The organism is Plantactinospora sp. KLBMP9567 (assembly GCF_033446045.1).
Classification (GTDB): Bacteria; Actinomycetota; Actinomycetes; order Mycobacteriales; family Micromonosporaceae; genus Plantactinospora.
The window spans coordinates 321,067-338,970 of record NZ_JAWQRR010000009.1 but is presented as its reverse complement, the minus strand read 5'-3'; the positions used below and the strand labels follow the sequence as shown (position 1 = coordinate 338,970).

16 protein-coding genes are annotated in these 17,904 nt (G+C 72.2%); 5 read left to right on the top strand and 11 right to left on the bottom strand.

The genetic code is table 11. From position 1 onward, the window contains the following. Window positions 1-74: 74 nt before the first annotated feature. A complete protein-coding gene (locus tag R6Y94_RS07405) occupies window positions 75-1,328 on the top strand; it encodes a phosphodiester glycosidase family protein (RefSeq protein ID WP_318395013.1) in 1,254 nt (417 codons plus the stop codon). 116 nt (window positions 1,329-1,444) lie between these two features. On the opposite strand, the gene R6Y94_RS07400 is transcribed toward R6Y94_RS07405, so the two are convergent. The 9 genes from R6Y94_RS07400 to R6Y94_RS07360 form a co-directional block, all read right to left on the bottom strand. Then, window positions 1,445-2,305, bottom strand: coding sequence for a phosphatidylinositol-specific phospholipase C/glycerophosphodiester phosphodiesterase family protein (locus tag R6Y94_RS07400; protein ID WP_318395081.1), 861 nt, complete (start codon window positions 2,303-2,305; stop codon window positions 1,445-1,447). A gap of 323 nt (window positions 2,306-2,628) precedes the next feature. Beyond that, a complete protein-coding gene (fusA, locus tag R6Y94_RS07395; RefSeq protein WP_318395012.1) occupies window positions 2,629-4,725 on the bottom strand; it encodes an elongation factor G in 2,097 nt (698 codons plus the stop codon). Between the two features lie 530 nt (window positions 4,726-5,255). Continuing rightward, window positions 5,256-6,098 (bottom strand): carbohydrate ABC transporter permease, encoded by an 843-nt coding sequence (locus R6Y94_RS07390; protein WP_318395011.1) that lies wholly within the window; start codon window positions 6,096-6,098, stop codon window positions 5,256-5,258. Beyond that, on the bottom strand, window positions 6,088-7,041 hold the full coding sequence (locus R6Y94_RS07385) for a sugar ABC transporter permease (protein WP_318395010.1): 954 nt from the start codon (window positions 7,039-7,041) through the stop codon (window positions 6,088-6,090). The genes R6Y94_RS07390 and R6Y94_RS07385 overlap by 11 nt, the downstream gene beginning before the upstream one ends. After that, entirely contained in the window at window positions 7,034-8,341 is a 1,308-nt protein-coding gene (locus R6Y94_RS07380; protein ID WP_318395009.1) for a sugar ABC transporter substrate-binding protein, read from the bottom strand. The genes R6Y94_RS07385 and R6Y94_RS07380 overlap by 8 nt, the downstream gene beginning before the upstream one ends. A 252-nt stretch (window positions 8,342-8,593) precedes the next feature. Beyond that, entirely contained in the window at window positions 8,594-9,547 is a 954-nt protein-coding gene (locus tag R6Y94_RS07375; protein WP_318395008.1) for a superoxide dismutase, read from the bottom strand. Between the two features lie 89 nt (window positions 9,548-9,636). Then, window positions 9,637-10,311, bottom strand: a complete 675-nt coding sequence (locus tag R6Y94_RS07370; RefSeq protein ID WP_318395007.1) for a hypothetical protein — start codon at window positions 10,309-10,311, stop codon at window positions 9,637-9,639. A gap of 41 nt (window positions 10,312-10,352) precedes the next feature. Beyond that, the gene (locus R6Y94_RS07365; protein WP_318395006.1) at window positions 10,353-11,114 is read right to left on the bottom strand and encodes a response regulator transcription factor; all 762 of its coding nucleotides are present in this window, start codon (window positions 11,112-11,114) and stop codon (window positions 10,353-10,355) included. Then, window positions 11,111-12,460 (bottom strand): sensor histidine kinase, encoded by a 1,350-nt coding sequence (locus tag R6Y94_RS07360; RefSeq protein WP_318395005.1) that lies wholly within the window; start codon window positions 12,458-12,460, stop codon window positions 11,111-11,113. Before R6Y94_RS07360 ends, R6Y94_RS07365 begins: the two co-directional genes overlap by 4 nt. A gap of 128 nt (window positions 12,461-12,588) precedes the next feature. Between R6Y94_RS07360 and R6Y94_RS07355 the strand changes: the two genes are divergently transcribed. The 3 genes from R6Y94_RS07355 to R6Y94_RS07345 are packed head-to-tail and all read left to right on the top strand — an operon-like array spanning window position 12,589 to window position 15,709. Continuing rightward, on the top strand, window positions 12,589-13,263 hold the full coding sequence (locus tag R6Y94_RS07355; RefSeq protein ID WP_318395004.1) for a PH domain-containing protein: 675 nt from the start codon (window positions 12,589-12,591) through the stop codon (window positions 13,261-13,263). Beyond that, window positions 13,260-14,882 carry a PH domain-containing protein gene (locus R6Y94_RS07350; protein ID WP_318395003.1) on the top strand — a complete coding sequence of 541 codons (1,623 nt, stop codon included), beginning with the start codon at window positions 13,260-13,262 and terminating at the stop codon, window positions 14,880-14,882. The genes R6Y94_RS07355 and R6Y94_RS07350 overlap by 4 nt, the downstream gene beginning before the upstream one ends. Before the next feature lie 5 nt (window positions 14,883-14,887). Continuing rightward, a complete protein-coding gene (locus tag R6Y94_RS07345; RefSeq protein ID WP_318395080.1) occupies window positions 14,888-15,709 on the top strand; it encodes a DUF998 domain-containing protein in 822 nt (273 codons plus the stop codon). An 86-nt stretch (window positions 15,710-15,795) separates the two neighbouring features. Here the strand turns inward: R6Y94_RS07345 and R6Y94_RS07340 are convergent, their stop codons facing one another. After that, a complete protein-coding gene (locus tag R6Y94_RS07340; RefSeq protein ID WP_318395002.1) occupies window positions 15,796-16,224 on the bottom strand; it encodes a MerR family transcriptional regulator in 429 nt (142 codons plus the stop codon). A gap of 18 nt (window positions 16,225-16,242) precedes the next feature. Here R6Y94_RS07340 and R6Y94_RS07335 point away from each other — a divergent pair, with 18 nt between their 5' ends. Then, the gene (locus R6Y94_RS07335; protein WP_318395001.1) at window positions 16,243-16,542 is read left to right on the top strand and encodes a hypothetical protein; all 300 of its coding nucleotides are present in this window, start codon (window positions 16,243-16,245) and stop codon (window positions 16,540-16,542) included. A 111-nt stretch (window positions 16,543-16,653) separates the two neighbouring features. Here the strand turns inward: R6Y94_RS07335 and R6Y94_RS07330 are convergent, their stop codons facing one another. Next, window positions 16,654-17,889: a low temperature requirement protein A gene (locus R6Y94_RS07330; RefSeq protein ID WP_318395000.1), complete on the bottom strand. Its 1,236-nt coding sequence runs from the start codon at window positions 17,887-17,889 to the stop codon at window positions 16,654-16,656. Window positions 17,890-17,904: the final 15 nt, after the last annotated feature.

The following is a 17,904-nucleotide window of genomic DNA, read 5'->3' as shown; positions in this document are numbered from 1 at the left end:
TCTGGCTGGTGTTTCCCCGTCACGATTCGGAGGCACCGGCGTTGCTCTCAGCCGACCGTTCCCACTCACCGGCGTTGCTCCGGCCATACCGTTCCCGCCATCCTCGTAAGCTGCTGGCCGCGTCGGCCCTCGGCCTCGCGCTGGCCCTGGTCAGCGGCGCCACCACGGCCGTCGCCGGTCCGGCCGCCGGCACCCTGCCGGCAATCTCGACGGCGCCCGGCACCCTCGCGCCCGGGGTGACCTACCGGGAGTTCACCCGGCCCACTACCGGAGTCGACGTGCCGCTGCATCTCGTCGAGGTGGACCTGCGCAATCCCCTGGTCACGGTGGATCTGATCACGGCAGGTGCGGTCGCGGCCCGGGCTCCGATCTCCGCGCAGGCAGACAGCCGGCGGGCGATCGCCGCGGTCAACGGCGACTTCTTCAACATCAGCAACACCCAGCCCGGGGTCGAGGTGACCGGATCAGCGGTCGGCCCGGCGATCTCCGGCGGGGACGAGCTGAAGGCGGCCGTACCGAACGGGCAACGGTTCGGCCCGGGGCTGCCGCCGGGTACGGCCACCTCCGACGTCCTCGGGGTCGGGGTGGACCGGGTCGGCCGGCTCGCCCGGGTCAGCCTGAAGGGCACGGTCTCGGCCGGCCGGGAACGGTTCCCGGTCACCGGCTTCAACCAGTACGCCCTGCCGGTGGGTGGGGTCGGGGTGTTCGACAGCGACTGGGGCGGTGTCTCCCGCAAGCGGTCCACCTGCGGCACCGACACCGACCGCGCCGCGCCGTGCAGTACCGACACGTACGAACTGAGCGTCCGGCACGGCCGGGTGGTCCGGACCGGCACCGAGCCGGGTACCGGGGCGATCGCCCGGGACACCGTGGTGCTGGTCGGCCGGGAGCAGGGCGCCCAGGCGCTGCGCCGGTTCGAGGTCGGCGACCGGGTACGCGTCGACTACGACCTGGTGCCGGACACCCGGCTGCCGTTCCGGTTCGCGGTCGGCGGCTTCCCGATCCTCCGGAACGGCGAGCCGCTGGCCGGACTGGACGGGCGGACGGCCGCCATCCGTACCGCCGCCGGGGTCAGCGCCGACGGCCGCCGCCTCTACCTGCTGGCCGTGGACGGCGCCGGACCCGGCCTGACCATCCTCGACCTTGCCCTGACCCTGCGCGAACTGGGCGCGGCCGGCGCGGTCAACCTCGACGGCGGCGGGTCGACCACCCTGGTGACCCGGACCGTCGCCGAGCCCGCCGTCGAGGTCCGCAACCATCCGTCCGGCGGTGCGGAACGGCCGGTGCCCAACGGCATCGGGGTCTTCTCCCGGCTGGACCCGCGGTAGGCGACGGTCGTTCCCGGTCGTCACCCGCCCGCCCGTCCCGTGGCCATCTCCGGGTGACCGGGAGAGGGGCTGCGCCGCTGCTGCCGGTGCAGCCCCTCTCCCGTCGAATGCGGGGACTAGCGGAGGAAGTCGGCCAGGCCCGCGAGATCGTCGGTGTTGATGTGGTCGACGTCGGCGGCCCGGAGTTCCCGCCAGATCGCGTCCCGCTCCGGACCGGGCAGGTCCGGCGTGGCCCAGAACCGTACCCGCTGGCCGTCGCGGTGCGCGGTCCGGACGAACGAACGCAACCTGGTCCGTTCCCCCGCCGGCATCGCCCCGACACCCCGCCAGGTGAAGAGGTTGGTCCAGTTGTCACTGATCAGCGGGACGAACGAGGCCGGCGCCCCGGAGCCGAGGTCGGCGGCCCGGCCGTCGTAGCAGGCGTACCTGACCCGCTGGGCGGCCATCAGGTCGCGCGGCCGGTCCCCGCTGACCACCACGGTCACCGCGCCCTGTCGGACCCGTCCGGCGGAGTACGTGGTCAGCATCCGCTGGTAGCCCCGCAGCACCCGGTGCAGCTCGGTGTAGGTGTCCGCGCCGGTGTTCTTGATGTCGACCAGCAGTTGTAGCTGCTGGTGGCTGTGTGCGAAGACGCCGCCGTGGTTGGCCCGCACCCGCCGGGCCAGCGGTTCGAGGTAGAGGCTGCTCAGGGTACGACCCGGTACCACGTCCTCCGGGTCGTGGCCGACCAGCAGTTCGCCGTCGACCAGGTAGATGTCGGCCTCGACGCTGGTGAAGCCGTGGTCGAGCGCGTCGAACAACGGCCGCTCGTGCTCGTAGTCGTTGTGCGCGTGGGCCTGCGGCAGTGGACGGGCCCTCCCGCCGGGCCGTCCGCTTCGGACGGCGCCCGGGGCGTGGCCGTGGGCCGGGCCGGCCGCCTGGGCGGCCGGCGCGCCGAGGCCCACGACGGCGCCGGCCAGCACCAGGGAGCCCAGCATGCGACGCTTCATCGCGTTCGCCTCCTCTTTAGTCGATCATGGATCGATCCGCACCGTAACCGGGCCGGTCTGCGCCGCCACGGCCCCGTGGTGAACCCCGGATGAAGAGCCTCCGACACCGGACGGGACGGCGGCTGGTGGGACGGCGCCGGCCCCGCCCGTACTCCGGGCGGGGCCGGCGCCGGGCTCCACGGCCCGGCTGGACGAGGCAGCCGGCCCTGCCCGCCACCCCGGCAGCCCTGTCGAACCACCGGTGATCAGTCAGGTCCGGATCGAGCCACCGGCGATCCGATCAGGCCCGGTCGAGCCGCCGGCGGTCGGCGTCACCGGGGTGACGCAGCGCCGTGGATGCCGCTCGGCACCGGGTTGTAGCCGGCGGCCCGGGTGCTGAACGTGCCCCGGCCCTGGCTGCGGCTGCGCAACCGGGTCGCGTAGCCGAACAGTTCGGCGAGCGGCACGGTCGCGGTGACCACCACCGTGCCGGCCCGGGCGGTCGAGCCGACGACCCGGCCGCGCCGGGCGGCCAGGTCGCCCAGCACCGCACCGACCGCGTCGTCCGGCACGGTCACCGTCACCTCGACCACCGGTTCCAGCAGGACCAGCTCGCTGGCCTGAAGCGCCGCCCGCAGCCCGAGCCGGCCGGCCGTCCGGAAGGCCAGCTCGGAAGAGTCCTTCACGTGGGTGGCACCGTCGGTCAGGGTGACCCGCAGCCCGATCACCGGGTGGCCGCCGAGGGGCCCGTCGGCGAGCGCGTCCCGGCAGCCGGCCTCGACCGCCCGGACGTACTCCTTCGGGACCCGGCCGCCGACGACCGTCGAGGCGAACGCGAAGTCCGGTACGCCGCCGCCCGCCATCGGGTCACCGTCCAGCGGCGTCACGTCGAGGACGACGTGCGCCCACTGGCCCGCGCCACCGTCCTGCTTGACGTGCCGGTACACCAGTCCGGTCACGCCATGCACGACCGTCTCCCGGTACGCCACCTGCGGCCGGCCGACGCTGACCTCCAGCCCGACGTCCTGGCGGATCTTCTCCACCGCCACCTCCAGGTGCAGCTCTCCCATCCCGGAGAGCACGGTCTGGCCGGTCTCCGGATCGGTCCGGACGGCCAGCGACGGGTCCTCCTCGACCAGCCGGGCGAACGCCGAGGCCAACCGTCCGGTGTCGGTGCTCCGGCGCGCCTCGACGGCCACCGAGACCACCGGGTCCGCGGCGGTCGGCGGTTCGAGCAGCAGCGGCGCGTCCGGGGCGCAGAGCGTCGCACCGACCCGCGCCGACTTCAGCCCCACCACCGCGACGATGTCGCCGGCCACCGCCCGGTCCACCTCGGTGTGCCGGTCGGCCTGCACCCGCAGGATCCGGCTGATCCGCTCGGTACGCCCGGCGCCGGCGTCCAGCACCACGCCTCCCTTTCCGACGCTGCCCGCGTAGATCCGCAGGTAGCTGAGCCGGCCGGTGCCGGTCGAGTTGACCTTGAACACCAGCGCGGTGAACGGCGCCGCCGGGTCGGCGGGCCGCTCCCGCAGCTCGCCGCCGGAGGTGCTGCCGCGCACCGCCGGGACGTCCAGCGGCGACGGCAGGTAGCCGACGGCCGCGTCGAGCAGCGGCTCGATGCCCCGGTTCCGGTACGCCGAGCCGCAGAGCACCACCAGGCCGTCCCCGGTACGGGTCAGGTCCCGCAGCGCGTCCCGGAGCGTCTCGGCGGCCAGCGTCGACCGTTCGCAGTACTCCTCCAGCGCGGCCGGATGCCGCTCGGCGACCGTCTCCGCGAGTACCCGACGACGCTGCTCCGCCTCCTCCCGCAGGTCGTCCGGGACCGGGCCCTCGACGGGCGCCTCCCCGTCGGTCCAGACCAGCGAGCGCATCGTCACCAGGTCCACCACGCCGGTGAAGTTCTCCTCCCGACCGATCGGTAGCTGCACCACCAGCGGGGTGACCCGGAGCCGGTCGCGGATCGACCGGACCGCCGTGTCCAGGTCGGCGCCGGCCCGGTCCAGCTTGTTGACGAAGGCGATCCGGGGTACGCCGTGCCGGTCGGCCTGCCGCCACACCGACTCGCTCTGCGGCTCCACTCCGGCGACACCGTCGAAGACCGCGATCGCGCCGTCGAGCACCCGCAGGGCCCGCTCGACCTCGTCGGCGAAGTCGACGTGTCCGGGGGTGTCGATCAGGTTGATCCGGTGACCGGCCCAGTCGCAACTCACCGCGGCGGCGAAGATGGTGATGCCCCGGCTGCGCTCCTGGGCGTCGAAGTCGGTGACGGTCGTCCCGTCGTGCACCTCGCCGCGCTTGTAGGTGGCTCCGGTGGCGTAGAGGATCCGCTCGGTGGTGGTGGTCTTACCGGCGTCGACGTGGGCGAGGATGCCCAGGTTACGCAGCCGGGTCAGGGGGTGGGAAACGGGACGGTGCAGCTCGGTACGCACGGCCGACGGCCTCTCTGGGTGGTCTGTTCGTCTCGGACGGCGCGATTGCTCCGGACGCGCCCGGCAGGATGTGGCCAGGCGGGTACTCCCCGAGCCGGCAGCCTGGACCGACCGGTCGACGCGACCGCGCGGGACGGCGTCGCAGAACCGGATCGGGACGCGACGGGATGCCGGAAGCCGGTATCGACGTGCGCCAGGATCTGCCGGCCGACTCCGGCGACGGCCAGGGTCGCCGAACCGGCTCAGGGGTGCGTCACGGATCTCCGGTGCGGCCGCGCGGGCCGGCACCGGACGTCAGGAAGACGCCAGGATCACCCGGTGCAGCGACTGGGGAATGACGACAGCGGTGCGGTAGCGCACGGCCGGCTCCCCTCACTCGTCGTCGCACGCGTCCGGGCCGGGATAGGCCAAGATCGCGCTGGGCTGGTCACGAGTGTACTGAACGGACTCTCGGCGCACAGCCCGGTTTTCCGGGGTTTCTGATCACGATGGCGGGCGGACCGACCGGACGGAGCGGCCGGACGGCCGGGTCACTTCACCGCGCCGGCGGTCAGGCCCTGGACCAGGAAGCGTTGCAGCATCAGGAATCCGGCCGCGACCGGGACGCTGACCACCAGCGAGGCGGCCATCACCTGGTTCCAGTAGACGCCGGCCTGGGTGGAGTAGAGCTGTAGCCCGACCGGCAGGGTACGGCTCTGCTCGCTGGTCATGATCGAGGCGAAGAGCACCTCGCTCCACGCCGTCACGAAGGCGTAGATCGCGACCGCCACGATCCCCGGGGTGGCGACCGGCACCACCACCCGGAGCAGCGCGCCGACCGGCCCGGCACCGTCGACCAGGGCGGCCTCGTCGAGTTCTCGGGGGATCGAATTGAAATAGCCGACCAGCATCCAGATCGAGAACGGCAGCGAGAAGGTCAGGTAGGTGATGACCAGGCCGAGCCGGGAGCCGTACAGGGTGATGCCGGTGAACTGGTCGATGTTGACGTAGATCAGGAAGAGCGGCAGCAGGAAGAGGATGCCCGGGAACATCTGGGTGGAGAGCACGGTCACCGAGAAGAGGGCCCGGCCGGGAAACCGGAACCGGCTGATCGCGTACGCGGCGAAGACCGCGACCAGCACCGAGCAGACCGCGGCGGCGGTGGAGACCAGCACGCTGTTCACGAAGTACCGGCCGAGCGGGATGGTCCGCCAGATGTCGGCGAACGGGCGCAGCGTCAGCTCGGTCGGCCACCAGTGGAACTCGCCCTGTACGTCCCGCAGCGGCTTCGCCGCCGAGGTCGCCATCACATACAGCGGCAGCAGCACGATGGCGGCGAAGAAGGCCAGGCCCACCCAGCGGACCCAGCGGAACCAGCGGGGCTCAAACAGCACGGCGGCGCCTCCGGGCGGTCAGCAGCAGATATCCGGTGGTGAGCAGGAGCAGGAAGAGCAGCAGCAGCACGGACATCGCCGAGCCGAGCCCGAAGTTCCAGGTCACGAAGGAACTCTGGTAGATGTGCACCGAGATCAGGTCGGCCTGGTCCGGCGTCGCCGCGCCGAACAGCACGAACGGGGTGGTGAAGTCGTTGAAGGTCCAGAGGAACAGCACCAGGACCAGCACCAGGTTGACCGGTCGGAGCATCGGCAGGGTCACCCGGCGGATCTGCTGGCCCGGCCCGGCACCGTCGATCGCCGCCGCCTCGTAGAGGTCGGTCGGGATGTTCTGCATCCCGGCCATGATGATCAGGAAGGCGAACGGCCAGTGCCGCCACACCGAGACCAACACGACGGCGACGAAGCTGCGGTCGCCGAGCAGCCAGAACGCCCGGTCGTCGGTAAGGTGCAGGTTCTCCACCAGCAGATGGTTGAGCATCCCGTTGTCCCGCTGGAGCAGGAAGTTCCAGGCGATCACCGCCGCGTACGCGGGCAGCGCGTACGGGACGAGGAAGAGGGTGCGCAGCAGTCCCCGGCTGCGCATCGGGCGCTGGAGCAGCAGGGCGGCCACGAAGCCGAGTAGCCACGAGCCGGCGACCACCAGCAGGGCGTACGCCAGGGTGATCCAGAGCGAGCGCAGCAGCGAGGCGCCGATCGCGGAGTCGACGTCCAGCGCCACCCGGAAGTTGCGCAGCCCCGCCCAGGGTGCCGCCGCCCAGTTCCGGATGTAGAACTGGGTCAGCTCCCGGAAGCTCATCCAGACGCCGACGGCCATCGGCACCAGGTGGACCAGCAACTCCAGGGCGAGTGCGGGCAGCAGCAGCAGGTACGCCAGGCCGGGCCGGTGCCAACCGGCACCGGCCCGTCGCGCTGCCCCGGTCGCCCCGGGGCGGTCAGCCACCGGTACCCATCTCCTGCTGGGCCTTTTCCAGCGCCGCCGCGACCTCCGGCTCGCCGACCGGTTGCCCACTGGCGACCTTGGCGAACAGGTCCCGCATCCCACTGCCCACCGTGGTCTCGAACTTGCTCTCCTCGGGGACCTGTGGCAGCGGCCCGGCGGTGTTGGCGAGCACGTCCTGGAAGACCTTGATCAGCGGGGTCTGGAAAGCCGGGTCGGAGTAGGCGTCCTTGACCACGGGCAGCGACCCGAACGCCTTGTTCAGAATCTGCTGCTCCGCGCTGCTGGTCAGGAACTTCACCAGTTCCAGCGCGCCGGCCTTGTTGTCGGTGTTCTTGAAGATCGAGACGTTGATCCCGGCCACGTGACTGTTGACCCGCTTGCCGCCCGGCGGCAGTGGGTCGGCGATCGGGATCGGCGCGACGCCGTACTCGTCGGGCTTCATTCCGGCGGCGGCGAGCACGCTGACCGCGTTGCTCTGCCAGAGCAGCATCGCGGCCTTGCCCTTGGCGAAGTCGCCGATCGGCTGGGTCGGGGTGCTGTACTCGGCGTTGCCGGGGTTGACGATCTTGTCGGTTGCCATGAAGTCGATGTACTGCTTCACCGCCATCACGTGGTGATGCCCGGTGAACTGCGGCTTGCCGGCGCTGTCGAAGAATTCCGCGCCGTGCTGCTGGCCGAAGATGAAGGCGTGGTGCGCGTTCTCGGTGTAGCTCGCCCCCTCGACCGCCAGCCCCCACTGGTCGCCCTTGGTCAGCTTCTTGCCGGCGTCGACGAACTCGGTCCAGTTCTTCGGCGGGCTGGTGATGTCGGCCTCGGCGAAGAGCCGCTTGTGGTAGAAGAGCCCGTACGCCAGGCCGTAGAGCGGCACCGAGGTCGGCGGCTGACCGGCCGCGCCGGTCGCCGCGAAACTCGGCCCGAGGAACCGGGTCGGGCCGCCGAGCGGTTCCAACTCGGCCGACTCGAACGGCAGGAAGGCGCCGGTGGCCTGCAACGAGGCGGACCAGGTGTTGCCGATGTTGAGCACGTCGGGGCCCTGCCCGGAGGTGGTGGCGGCCAGGATCCGGTTGAGCAGGTCCGGCCAGCCGATCACCTCGAGTTCGACCTCGATGCCGGTCTGCTGGGTGAACTTGTCGAGTTCGGGTTGCAGGATCTTCCGATCTTCGTCCAGGCTGGGCCCCTGGTTACTGGCCCAGTAGGTGAGGGTCTTCCCGTCACCACCGCCGCCGTCGTCTCCGCAGGCCGCCAGCGGCAGCAGTAACAACACCGCCGCCGCGGTCGCGCCGACCTTCCGAAACCGCATGTCTACCCCCAGGACACCATCGACGAAGCGACCGGCGGGCGGGCCCGATCACCATCGATCAATAGAAATCCATCTAATGATGTCTGTCAAACCCCTCCGGATCGGGCCCCGGAACCGGCCGCGCCGCGGCGGCACATCGGCGGCGCCGCACGGGATGGCGGCGCCACCGGCGGGCACCGCACGAACGGCGGTGCCGCCGGCGAGCGGGTGCTCACCGGCGGCGCCGGCGATGAATCCGGGTAGGGCCGACCGCTACGGCTTCGGGATGGCCACCGCCGTGTAGGTGGTCTCCGGCGTCGGCGGGGTGCTGAACCGCGCGTTCGGCAGGTAGAGCCGGTTGCCGTACGAGGCGACCGTGGTCGGGATGTCGAACCGGGGATCGGTCAACCGCGCGACGACCCGCCCCGAGCGACCGTCGGAGGCCAGCCGCAGTACGGCCACCGTGTTGAGCCGGTTGAGCACGGCGTACAGGGTCCGGCCCTCCAGCAGCAGCCCGTCGCCGTTGGTGAGGAGTTCGCCGCCCAGGTCCACCTGCCGGGCCACCCCGGAGGACGGGTCCACCCGGAACAGCAGGCCGGTGTTGGACTGCACCACCAGCAGTGCCCGGCCGTCCGGCGTCCGGCAGATGCCGTTCGCGTTGTTGCCGGTGGTGTAGACGATGTCCCCGGTCAGCGGCAGCCCGCGTACGCCGCCGCGCCGGCCGGTCGGCACGACGTACAGCACCGGGTTCTGCGAGTCGGTGAAGTACGCCGACCGCGGGGTCAGCACCACGTCGTTGACGAAGCTGGTGCCGGTGGTGAAGGTGAGGTCGGCGAGCAGCCGGCCGCTCCAGGCGTCCACGATGCGCCCGGTGCCGGCCGTGCCGCCGGCGACGAAGAGCCGGCCCCGACCGTCCAGCTTCAGCCCGATCGACGGGAAGCCCGCCCCCGGCCCCCGGCTGAGCACCCGGCCCTCGCCGGTCGCCAGGTCGACCCGGTAGATCGAACCGTCGGCCCGGGAGCCGAAGTACGCGTACGGCAGCGCGCCGATCGCGATCCCCTCCGGCATCCAACCGTCGGGCAGGTCGAAGGTGTCGGGGAACCGCTTCCGGGGATGTCCGCCCGGTGACTGTGCGCTCGGGGAGTGTGCGCTCGCCTTCTCCGGAGTGCCGACCGCGGCGGCTATCCCCAGCGCGGCGAAGCCGGTCAGGACATTACGTCGGATCATGCGGGTGTCTCCATCCGTACTCCTGAGTCTGTCGCAGTGCCGGAGGGCACTGGTCGCGCGAGAAGACACGCACGGGCGGATCGACGGGTTCAGCTGTCGCCGAGATCGACCGACTGTCGGGACAAGGCTACGGCGGCGGAGAGCCGCCGGGCGGCCTCGGCGCGCTGCGCCGTCACCTCGGCGTCGGGCTTCGTGTCGTCGTCGCCCGAGCTGATCAGCGCGAAGAGAGCCGGGTGGTCGGAGACGTCGCGGCGGCGGCCGGCGTACCGGAGCAGGGTGTTCGCGGCGTGGTAGCGGACCAGGTAGTAGCGGTCCCGTACCGCCCGGGCCAGCGCCTCGACCAGTCGCGGGGTCGGGGCGAACCCGGCGAGCGCGATGGCCGCGTCGATCCGGTCCCCCCAGTGCGCCCCCGCTGCCAGCACCGACGCGACCGGCTCGGCCCACGCCTCGTCGCCGGTCAGCACCTGCAGGGCCTGGGCCAGCCGGACCTGGAACGTGCCGGAGGCGGCCGGCAGCGCGGCCCGGAGCAGCCCCTCGGCGCCGGACGGGGCCAGTCCGTCGCCGGCCAGCGCGGCGATCGACTCGGCCGCCAGCGGATCACGGGCGGCCATACCTGCGCCGAGCATCCGAGCCACGACCTCCGGCTCGTCCCGGGCGACGCTCAGCAGCCGGGCGAAGTCCGGACCGTCGTGCCAGACCAGGTACGGATCGCCGAAAACGTCACGCCGCCAGTCCGGCCACTTCTCGCCCCTGCCCACCGTCACCTGCCTGTCTCTCCGCGCGTCAGCACTCGGACGCGGGCCGCCTACTCGTCGCTTGCGTCGTGGGCAAGCAGCGCGAGCTGGATCCGGTTGTCCAGGTCGAGCTTGGCCAGCGCGCTGGAGACGTACGCCTTGACCGTGCCGACGGAGAGGAACAGCCGGTCGGCGATCTCGCCGTTCGACAGCCCCTCCGCCACCGCGACGGCGATCGCCCGTTCCCGTTCGGAGAGCAGCCCGAACCGTTCCCGGGCTTGCCGGCGGCGCTGGTCGGGGCGGCGGTGCGGGGCGACGCCCGCCACGTGGTCGATCAGGGTACGGGCGACGGTCGGGGAGAGCACCGGCTCACCGGCGGCGGCCCGGCGTACCGCGTCGACGATCTGCTCCGGCGGGGTGTGCTTGACCAGGAACCCGGCCGCGCCGTTGCGGAGCGCGTCGAGGATCGTCGCGTCGGCGTCGAAGGTGGTCAGCACGATCACCTCCGGACGCTGCCCGGACCGGGCGGTGATCGCCCGGGTGGCCGCGATGCCGTCCAGCAGCGGCATCCGGACGTCCATCAGCACCACGTCCGGGCGCAGTCGGGTCACCGCGTCGGCGACGTCGGCACCGTCCGCCGCCTCGCCGACGACCTCGACGTCGGGCGCCCCGCCGAGCATCAGCCGCAGCCCGGTCCGGACCAGCGCGTCGTCGTCGACGAGCAGGACCCGGATGGCCGGGTCGGCACCCGTCGCGGGCGGATCGACACCCTGCGCCGGAGGATCGGCACCCGTCGCGGCCGGCTGACGGCCCGGTGCGTCGCCCGGAGTCATGCCGGCCAGGGTAGCCGGGTGGAGAGCCGGAACGTCCCGCCGACCACGCCGTGCTCGATCGTCCCGCCGTCCAGGGCCAGCCGCTCGGCAAGCCCGGTGAGCCCGGCACCCGCCCCGGGCAGGTCGGCAGCCGATCGCGGGGAGGAATCGGCCAGCCGTCGCCGAGCATCCGCAGGCGGCACCGGATTGGTGATCGTGGCGACGACACCGGTGCCGGGGTCGACCTCCACCCGTACCGTCACCTCGGCCTGGCCGGCGTGTTTCCGGGCGTTGGTCAGGCCCTCCTGGACGGTGCGGTAGACCGTACGCTGCACCGCTGGGCGGAGTGACTCGGCCGCACCGGGGGCGCACACCATCTCGAACGCCACCCGCTGACCGGCCGCCTGTGCCTCCTGGACCAGTCGGAAGATGTCGGCCAGCCTCGGCTGCGGCGCCGACCGGTGCGGTGCCGACTGTTCGGCCGTACCGGTCTCCGGGTCCGGCCCGCCGTTGCGGTCGCCCCGCTCCGGTCGCAGTACGGCGAGTACGTCGCCCAGCTCGACGAGGGCCTGCCGGGCGTTGTCCCGGATCACCTCGATCGCCCCGCCGACCTCTCCGGGCTTGAGTGGGACACCCGCCCCTGCGTCGGCCTGGGTTGTCCGGTACGCCAGCGCGCCCGCGTGCACCGAGATCAGCGAGATCCGGTGCGCCAGTACGTCGTGCATCTCCCGGGCGATCCGCTCCCGCTCCGCCCGGCGGGCTCCGGCCAGCCGTTGCCGGTGTTCGTCGCGCGCCCGGTCGACCTCGCGACGCAGGTTGGCGATGAGTTCCCGCCGGGCCCGGACCGCGATCCCCCAGCCGAGCGGCGCCAGGTACATCAGCAGGATCAGCGTGAGGTATGCCCATCGGGTGACGCCGGGCGGCGGATTCTCGTATCCGAACAGCAGCGACGGCACCAGGTGCAGCACGGTGACCAGGGTCGCCGGCAGCCAGTTGCGGTGCACCGCGACGGTGAGCACCATGACCAGGGCCGCGCCGAGCCCGGTCGCCGCCAGCGCCAGCACCAGCACCATCGCGATGCCGAGCAGGATCGGGAAGCGCCGCCGCCACCACAGGGCGAGGCAGCCGAGGGCGCCGACCCAGGGGTCGATGGTGACCATCCAGCCGGGGATCGTGTCGACGTAGTGCAGCGGTGCGCTGCGCCAGGTCCACGCCCAGGCAAGCACCGCCAGGCCGAACAGCAGGACGTCCACCACCCAGTCCCGGACGGTGCGCCGCGTCTTGTCACCGGGGACGGCGTCGACGGTCCCGGATGGCGCGGCGGTCCGGCCTCGACCGGGCCACCGAAGGCGTCGGGCCAGCTCCATGCGCCGAGACTACAAACGGTCGGCCCGTCGCCGGTCTGGTCGACCGGCCAACAGCCCTGGCCAGCCGACCAGAACCGATGGCCGACCGGCAGCGGCGCCCGGCCGGGTCCGTACCGCAACGTCTAAGGATGGGACAGCAACAACCGCGTACCGACCGACCGCCGGCCGCCCCGGACCCGGACCCGGCAGACGACCCGGACGGCCCGACCACCGCCGGCCCGGCCGGTCCGACCGCACCGACCAGCCCGACCGCCTCGACCGCCGCACCGCCGTGTCCGGCGGAGCCCGCCGCACCGGCCCCGGGGGTGGTGGCCGGGTCGCTGGGGTTGCGCCCGCTGCGGCACCGGGTCGACCGCCGGGCGATCGGCTGGTGGAGCACCCGGGTGATCCTCGGCGTCGCGCCGCTGGTCGCGGTCCTCTCGATCGGGTACGCCGTACTGCCCGCCGTCCGGGGCTGGCTCGGCCCGATCCTGCTGGTTCTGGTACCGGCCTGGCTGGCGCACCTGGTCGTGGTGCCGTCCTGGCGGTACGCCGTACACGGTTGGGAGGTCACCCCGGACGCCGTGTACGCGGTGTCGGGGTGGTTCGTCCGGGAGTGGCGGGCCGCCCCGATCTCCCGGATCCAGACCGTCGACACTGTCCGGGGGCCACTGGAACAGCTCTTCGGACTGGCCACGGTGACCGTGACGACAGCCTCGGCGAGCGGCCCGGTCGTACTGGTCGGACTCGACGCGGACCTCGCCGCGCGGACCGCCGGACGGCTCACCGAGATCGTCCGACAGACGGCAGGAGACGCGACGTGACCCCGCCGCCCGAGAAGGCGCGTGACGCGATTCCGGCGACGGAGGTCCCGTGGCGGCGGCTCGACGCCCGGATCATCTGGATCGACGGGCTGTACGCGCTGCTGTCGCTCGTACCCGCCGGGTTGGCCCTGCTCGTCACCGACGAGCCGCACGCCTCGACGCTGATCCCGGTGCTCGCGGTGGCCGTGGGTGGGGTTGTCGGCGCGGCCCGGGACACGCTGCGCTGGGTGAAGACCCGGTACCGGATCACCGAGGAGCTGGTGGAGATCCGCACCGGCCTGCTGGTCCGGCGGGATCGGGCGCTGCGCCGCGAGCGGATCCGCACCGTCAGTACGACCGCGCGGCTGCGGCACCGGCTCGCCGGGCTGCGGGTGCTCACCGTCGGCGTCGGCCAGCCGGGTGCGGCCGGCTACGAGGCGTTGCAGCTCGACGCGGTCACCCGGACGGCCGCCGAGGAACTCCGCCGCGAGCTGCTGGCCGGTTCGCCGCAGGTGGCGGCTTTCGTTGGTACTGGTGCTGATGTCGCTGGTGGTGTCGGTGTCGAGGCGCCCGGTGAGCGGGTCTTTGCCCGGATCCGCTGGTCGTGGCTCTGCTACAACGTGTTCAGTGTGTGGGCGCTGGTCACGGCGGGCGGGCTGCTCTGGGGCGGCTACTGGCTGGCACAGTCGTTCGGGCTCGACGGGGCAGGATTCGTCACCGGGCTGCTCGACTGGCGGGCCCTCGGTCCGTGGCGTACCGGCGCGATCGCGTTCGTCGGCGTCGGCGCGCTCGGGGTGCTGGGCATGGCGGTCGCGTTCGTGGCCGAGAACTGGGCCTTCCGGCTGGTACGCGTCGACACCCCGACCGGCGCCGTGCTGCGTACGTCGCAGGGTTTGTTCCGGACCCGGGAGGTGAACCGGGACGTCGGTCGGCTGCGCGGGGTGGAAATCTCGGAGCCACTGCTCTGGCGCTGGATGGGGATGGCGGACACCAACGTCATCTCGACCGGGCTGACGATCTGGAGCATGACGCCGGCCACCACGATCCTGCCGCGCGGCCCGATCGGCGTGGCGCGGAGGGTGGCCGCCCGGGTGCTCGACCTCGACGCCGGGACCAGCCCGTTCGCCGTACCGCCGCGTCGGCATCCGCTGGCCGCGCTGCGCCGCCGGATCGGCTGGGCGACGCTGGTCACGCTCGCTGTCACCGGGCTGCTGGCGTGGCTGGGCGGGATGGTTGAGGCGCTGCCGTCCTGGAGCTGGCTGGTCGGGGTGGCGGTGTTGCCGCTGGCGCTGGGCGGGGCGGTGGTGGCGTGGCGAGCGCTCGGGCACGGAATCGTCGGTGGGTACCTGGTGGTCCGGTCCGGGCTGGTCAGCCGGAGCACGGCGGCGCTGGCCCGGCCGGCGGTGATCGGCTGGCGGCTGCGCCAGTCGGGGTGGCAACGACGTCTCGGCCTGGCCACCCTGACCGCGACCACCGCAGCCGGCCACGGCCAGTACGCGGCGGTGGACATGCCGGCGCGGACCGTGGCCGCCTTCGCCGAGCAGGTGGTACCCGGTCTGCTCGGCACGCTCGTCGCCGATCCTTCCGTCCACCCGTCGACCGCATCCATCCTGGGGGAAGAATGTCGCCGAGTCGGTTGACCCGAGTGTTGCTCGGCTGTGGAGCGGTCGGCCCGCCGCTGTTCATCCTGGTGTTCCTGGTCGACGGTGCCACCCGGACCGGCTACGACCCGATGTACCACCCGGTGAGCGCGCTGAGTCTCGGCCCGCGCGGCTGGATCCAGATCACCAATTTCGTGCTTACCGGGCTGCTGCTGCTCGGCTTCGCCGTCGGGCTGCGCCGGGTGCTGCGTCCGGGCCGCGCCGACCTATGGGGACCGCTGGCGGTCGGCGTGTTCGGGCTCGGGCTGCTGCTCTCCGGTGTGTTCGTGATGGATCCGGCCCACGGCTATCCGCCCGGTGCGCCGTTGGACGGTGTCATGACCAGTTGGCCGGGGGTACTGCACGACAACCTCGGCATCGTGGTGTTCGTGTCGGTACCGGTCGCCTGCTTCGTACTGGCCCGGCGGTCCGCCGGCCGCCCGACCGGTCGCGCCTGGGTCGGGTACGACCTCCTGACCGGACTGGCCGGCCTGGCCCTGTTCGTCACCTTCGGTACGGCGTGGGAGACCGACCATCCGCTGACCGGCCTGATTCAACGCCTGATGATCGCCGTCGACTGGGCCTGGATCACCGTCCTCGCCCTCCGGCTACTCGCCGAGACCCGTCGTCGGGCCGGCGAACCACCACAGGCCGGACCGACTCCGCGATCTATCAGGAGTTCCGGGTCGGGTAGACGTTCGTCGGCGCGGTGCCGTCCTCCCCGCACACCGCCACGATCAACCGGCCGCCCCTCCGGGTCCAACGCGACACCCCGTACCGCCGAGGACGCCGGAGTCCAACGCGCTCCCCGTACCCCCAGAAGTTGAACCAATGTCGCGGACCGGGCAGCCGTCGACGAGGTCGGCGCGGAGCCGGGCGGCCCACTCCCCGATGCTGATGCTGCGCGGTGCGGCTACCGGATCACCGCGCCGGATGCCGAGCGGTCTCGGACCCGGTCCCCTGCCCGCCTGTCGTCAGGGTCGATCAGGGCACAGCCGCTCGCCGGGTCCTCGCTGGACGCGATGACCGCGTCGAGCCGGTCCCGGGCGGCAACGAGTTCGGCGACGCGTCGCTCGATGCGGTCCCGTTCGGCCCGCAGTACGGCGCGGGACTCCGGCGTGTTGACCTTCGCGTCGACGCAGGGCAGCAGGTCGAGAATCGTCTTGCTGGACAGGCCGGCGGCGTAGAGCGTCTGGATCAGGTGTACCCGGTCGACCGCCTGCTCGGGATAGTGCCGCTGCCCACCGCCGGTACGGGTCGCGGGCAGCAGGTGCTGCTCCTCGTAGTAGCACAGGGCGCGTACCGAAACACCCGTTTTCGCAGCAAGTTCACCGATCCGCACGCATATCTCCCTTGCGCCGTGAGCTCCAACGCCTACGGTGCGGCGAAGGCCGCGGCCTGGAGCCTCACCAACGGTGTCCGGCTCGAACTCGCCGGCCAGGGCACCCTGGTCACCGGGCTGCACCTGGGCGTCGCCGACACCGACATGTCGGCCGACTACGTCGGCGACAAGGTCGACCCCACCGAGATCGCCCGGGTTGGACTCGACGGCATCGAGGCCGGCAGGCTGGAGGTTCTCGCCGACGAGTGGAGCCGCCACGTGAAGGCGTCCCTGGCCGCCGACCCGAGCGCCTTTTACACCTCCCTGGCCGGCCACTGACGGCTGGGCGCCGGGCGGTCGACGACGCCCGTCGGATACCTGAGCCCGCCCACAAGACACGGAAGTTGGTACAGCTTCGGGGGCGCCGGAGCGCTTCAGTAGCCCGCGCGATCACGCCTCGGGCCCGTGATCGCCAGACTTCTCCCGCCCGATCGGTGAGGCGGATTCCTCCAGCGGCCGCTGCCGACTTCGCAACGCGTCGAGCAGCGCGACAAGGGCCAGCGCTCCGGCCGCCACGCTCAGCCCGACCATCGGCGGCCAGTGCGCCAACGCCGCCGTGACCAGCAGCAGGACTACCAAGCCGATCATATGCGTCCGAGGGATCCGGCCGAAGATCTCGTACTCCAGCCGCACCCGAGCGACGAGGAAGAGCGCCGGACCACCCACCACGAACAGAAGCCACGTCGGCCGTACCTGCCCGTACGGGTGGGCGATCACCAGCTCGTAGGAGACCGCGGTGACGAGCACGCTGAGCACGAGCAACGCATGCGTCCGTTGCGACGCCGCACCCAACCGGCCGGGCGAACGTGACCGGTCCAACGCCTGCGTCAGCAACAGGCCGGCGCGGTAAAAGTAGATCCGCCACAGCAGCGCGCTGGTGGCGAAGGCGATCGCAAAGGCGGCGGCCCGCCCTGCGGAATAGCCCTCGCCACTGAAAATGATGCCGATGACCCAGATCGATTCACCGAGCGCGATGAGGAACATCTGCTGGTGACGTTCGGCCAGATGTTCCCCGGTGATCCGCCAACGACTCACCGTCGCAGCCCCTAACCACGGCAGCGGCCAGCCCAGAGCCCAGGCGAGGTAGTCCACGGCGAGCGCGGCAGCCCAGAGCGGCAGGCGGAGTTCGTCCGGGCCCAGCGCGCCGACCAGCCAGAGCGGCGCGGTCGCCGCCGCCCACGGGGCGAGCCGGAGCGACACCCGCCGGCGCGGATGGCCCCGCAGCGCGGCGGCGATCACCAGGGGCCGGACCACCATCACCACCAGGTACGCGACCGCGAACGGCAACGCCCGCTCCTCCATCGCGCGCGGCAGCGTCACCGCCATCACCAGGCTGGCGAACATGGTACCGACCACGACCGCCTGAATGATCGACCGCTCCGGCTCGTAGCGACTGGTGATCCAGGTGGTGTACGACCAGATCAACCAGAGCGCCAGGAACAGCAGCAGGGTACGAGCGAGCCCGGCGACGAGCGCCCAGCCGGCGTCGCCGCCAAGCTCGACGAACCGTTGCGAGACCCGGGTGAGGGCAAAAACGAACGCCAGGTCGAAGAAGAGTTCCAAGAACGAGGCACGCCCCGAACTCGTCGCAGAGCGCAGCAGCTCGGCACCGCGTCCCGCCACCATCGTCCGCCCTGTCCG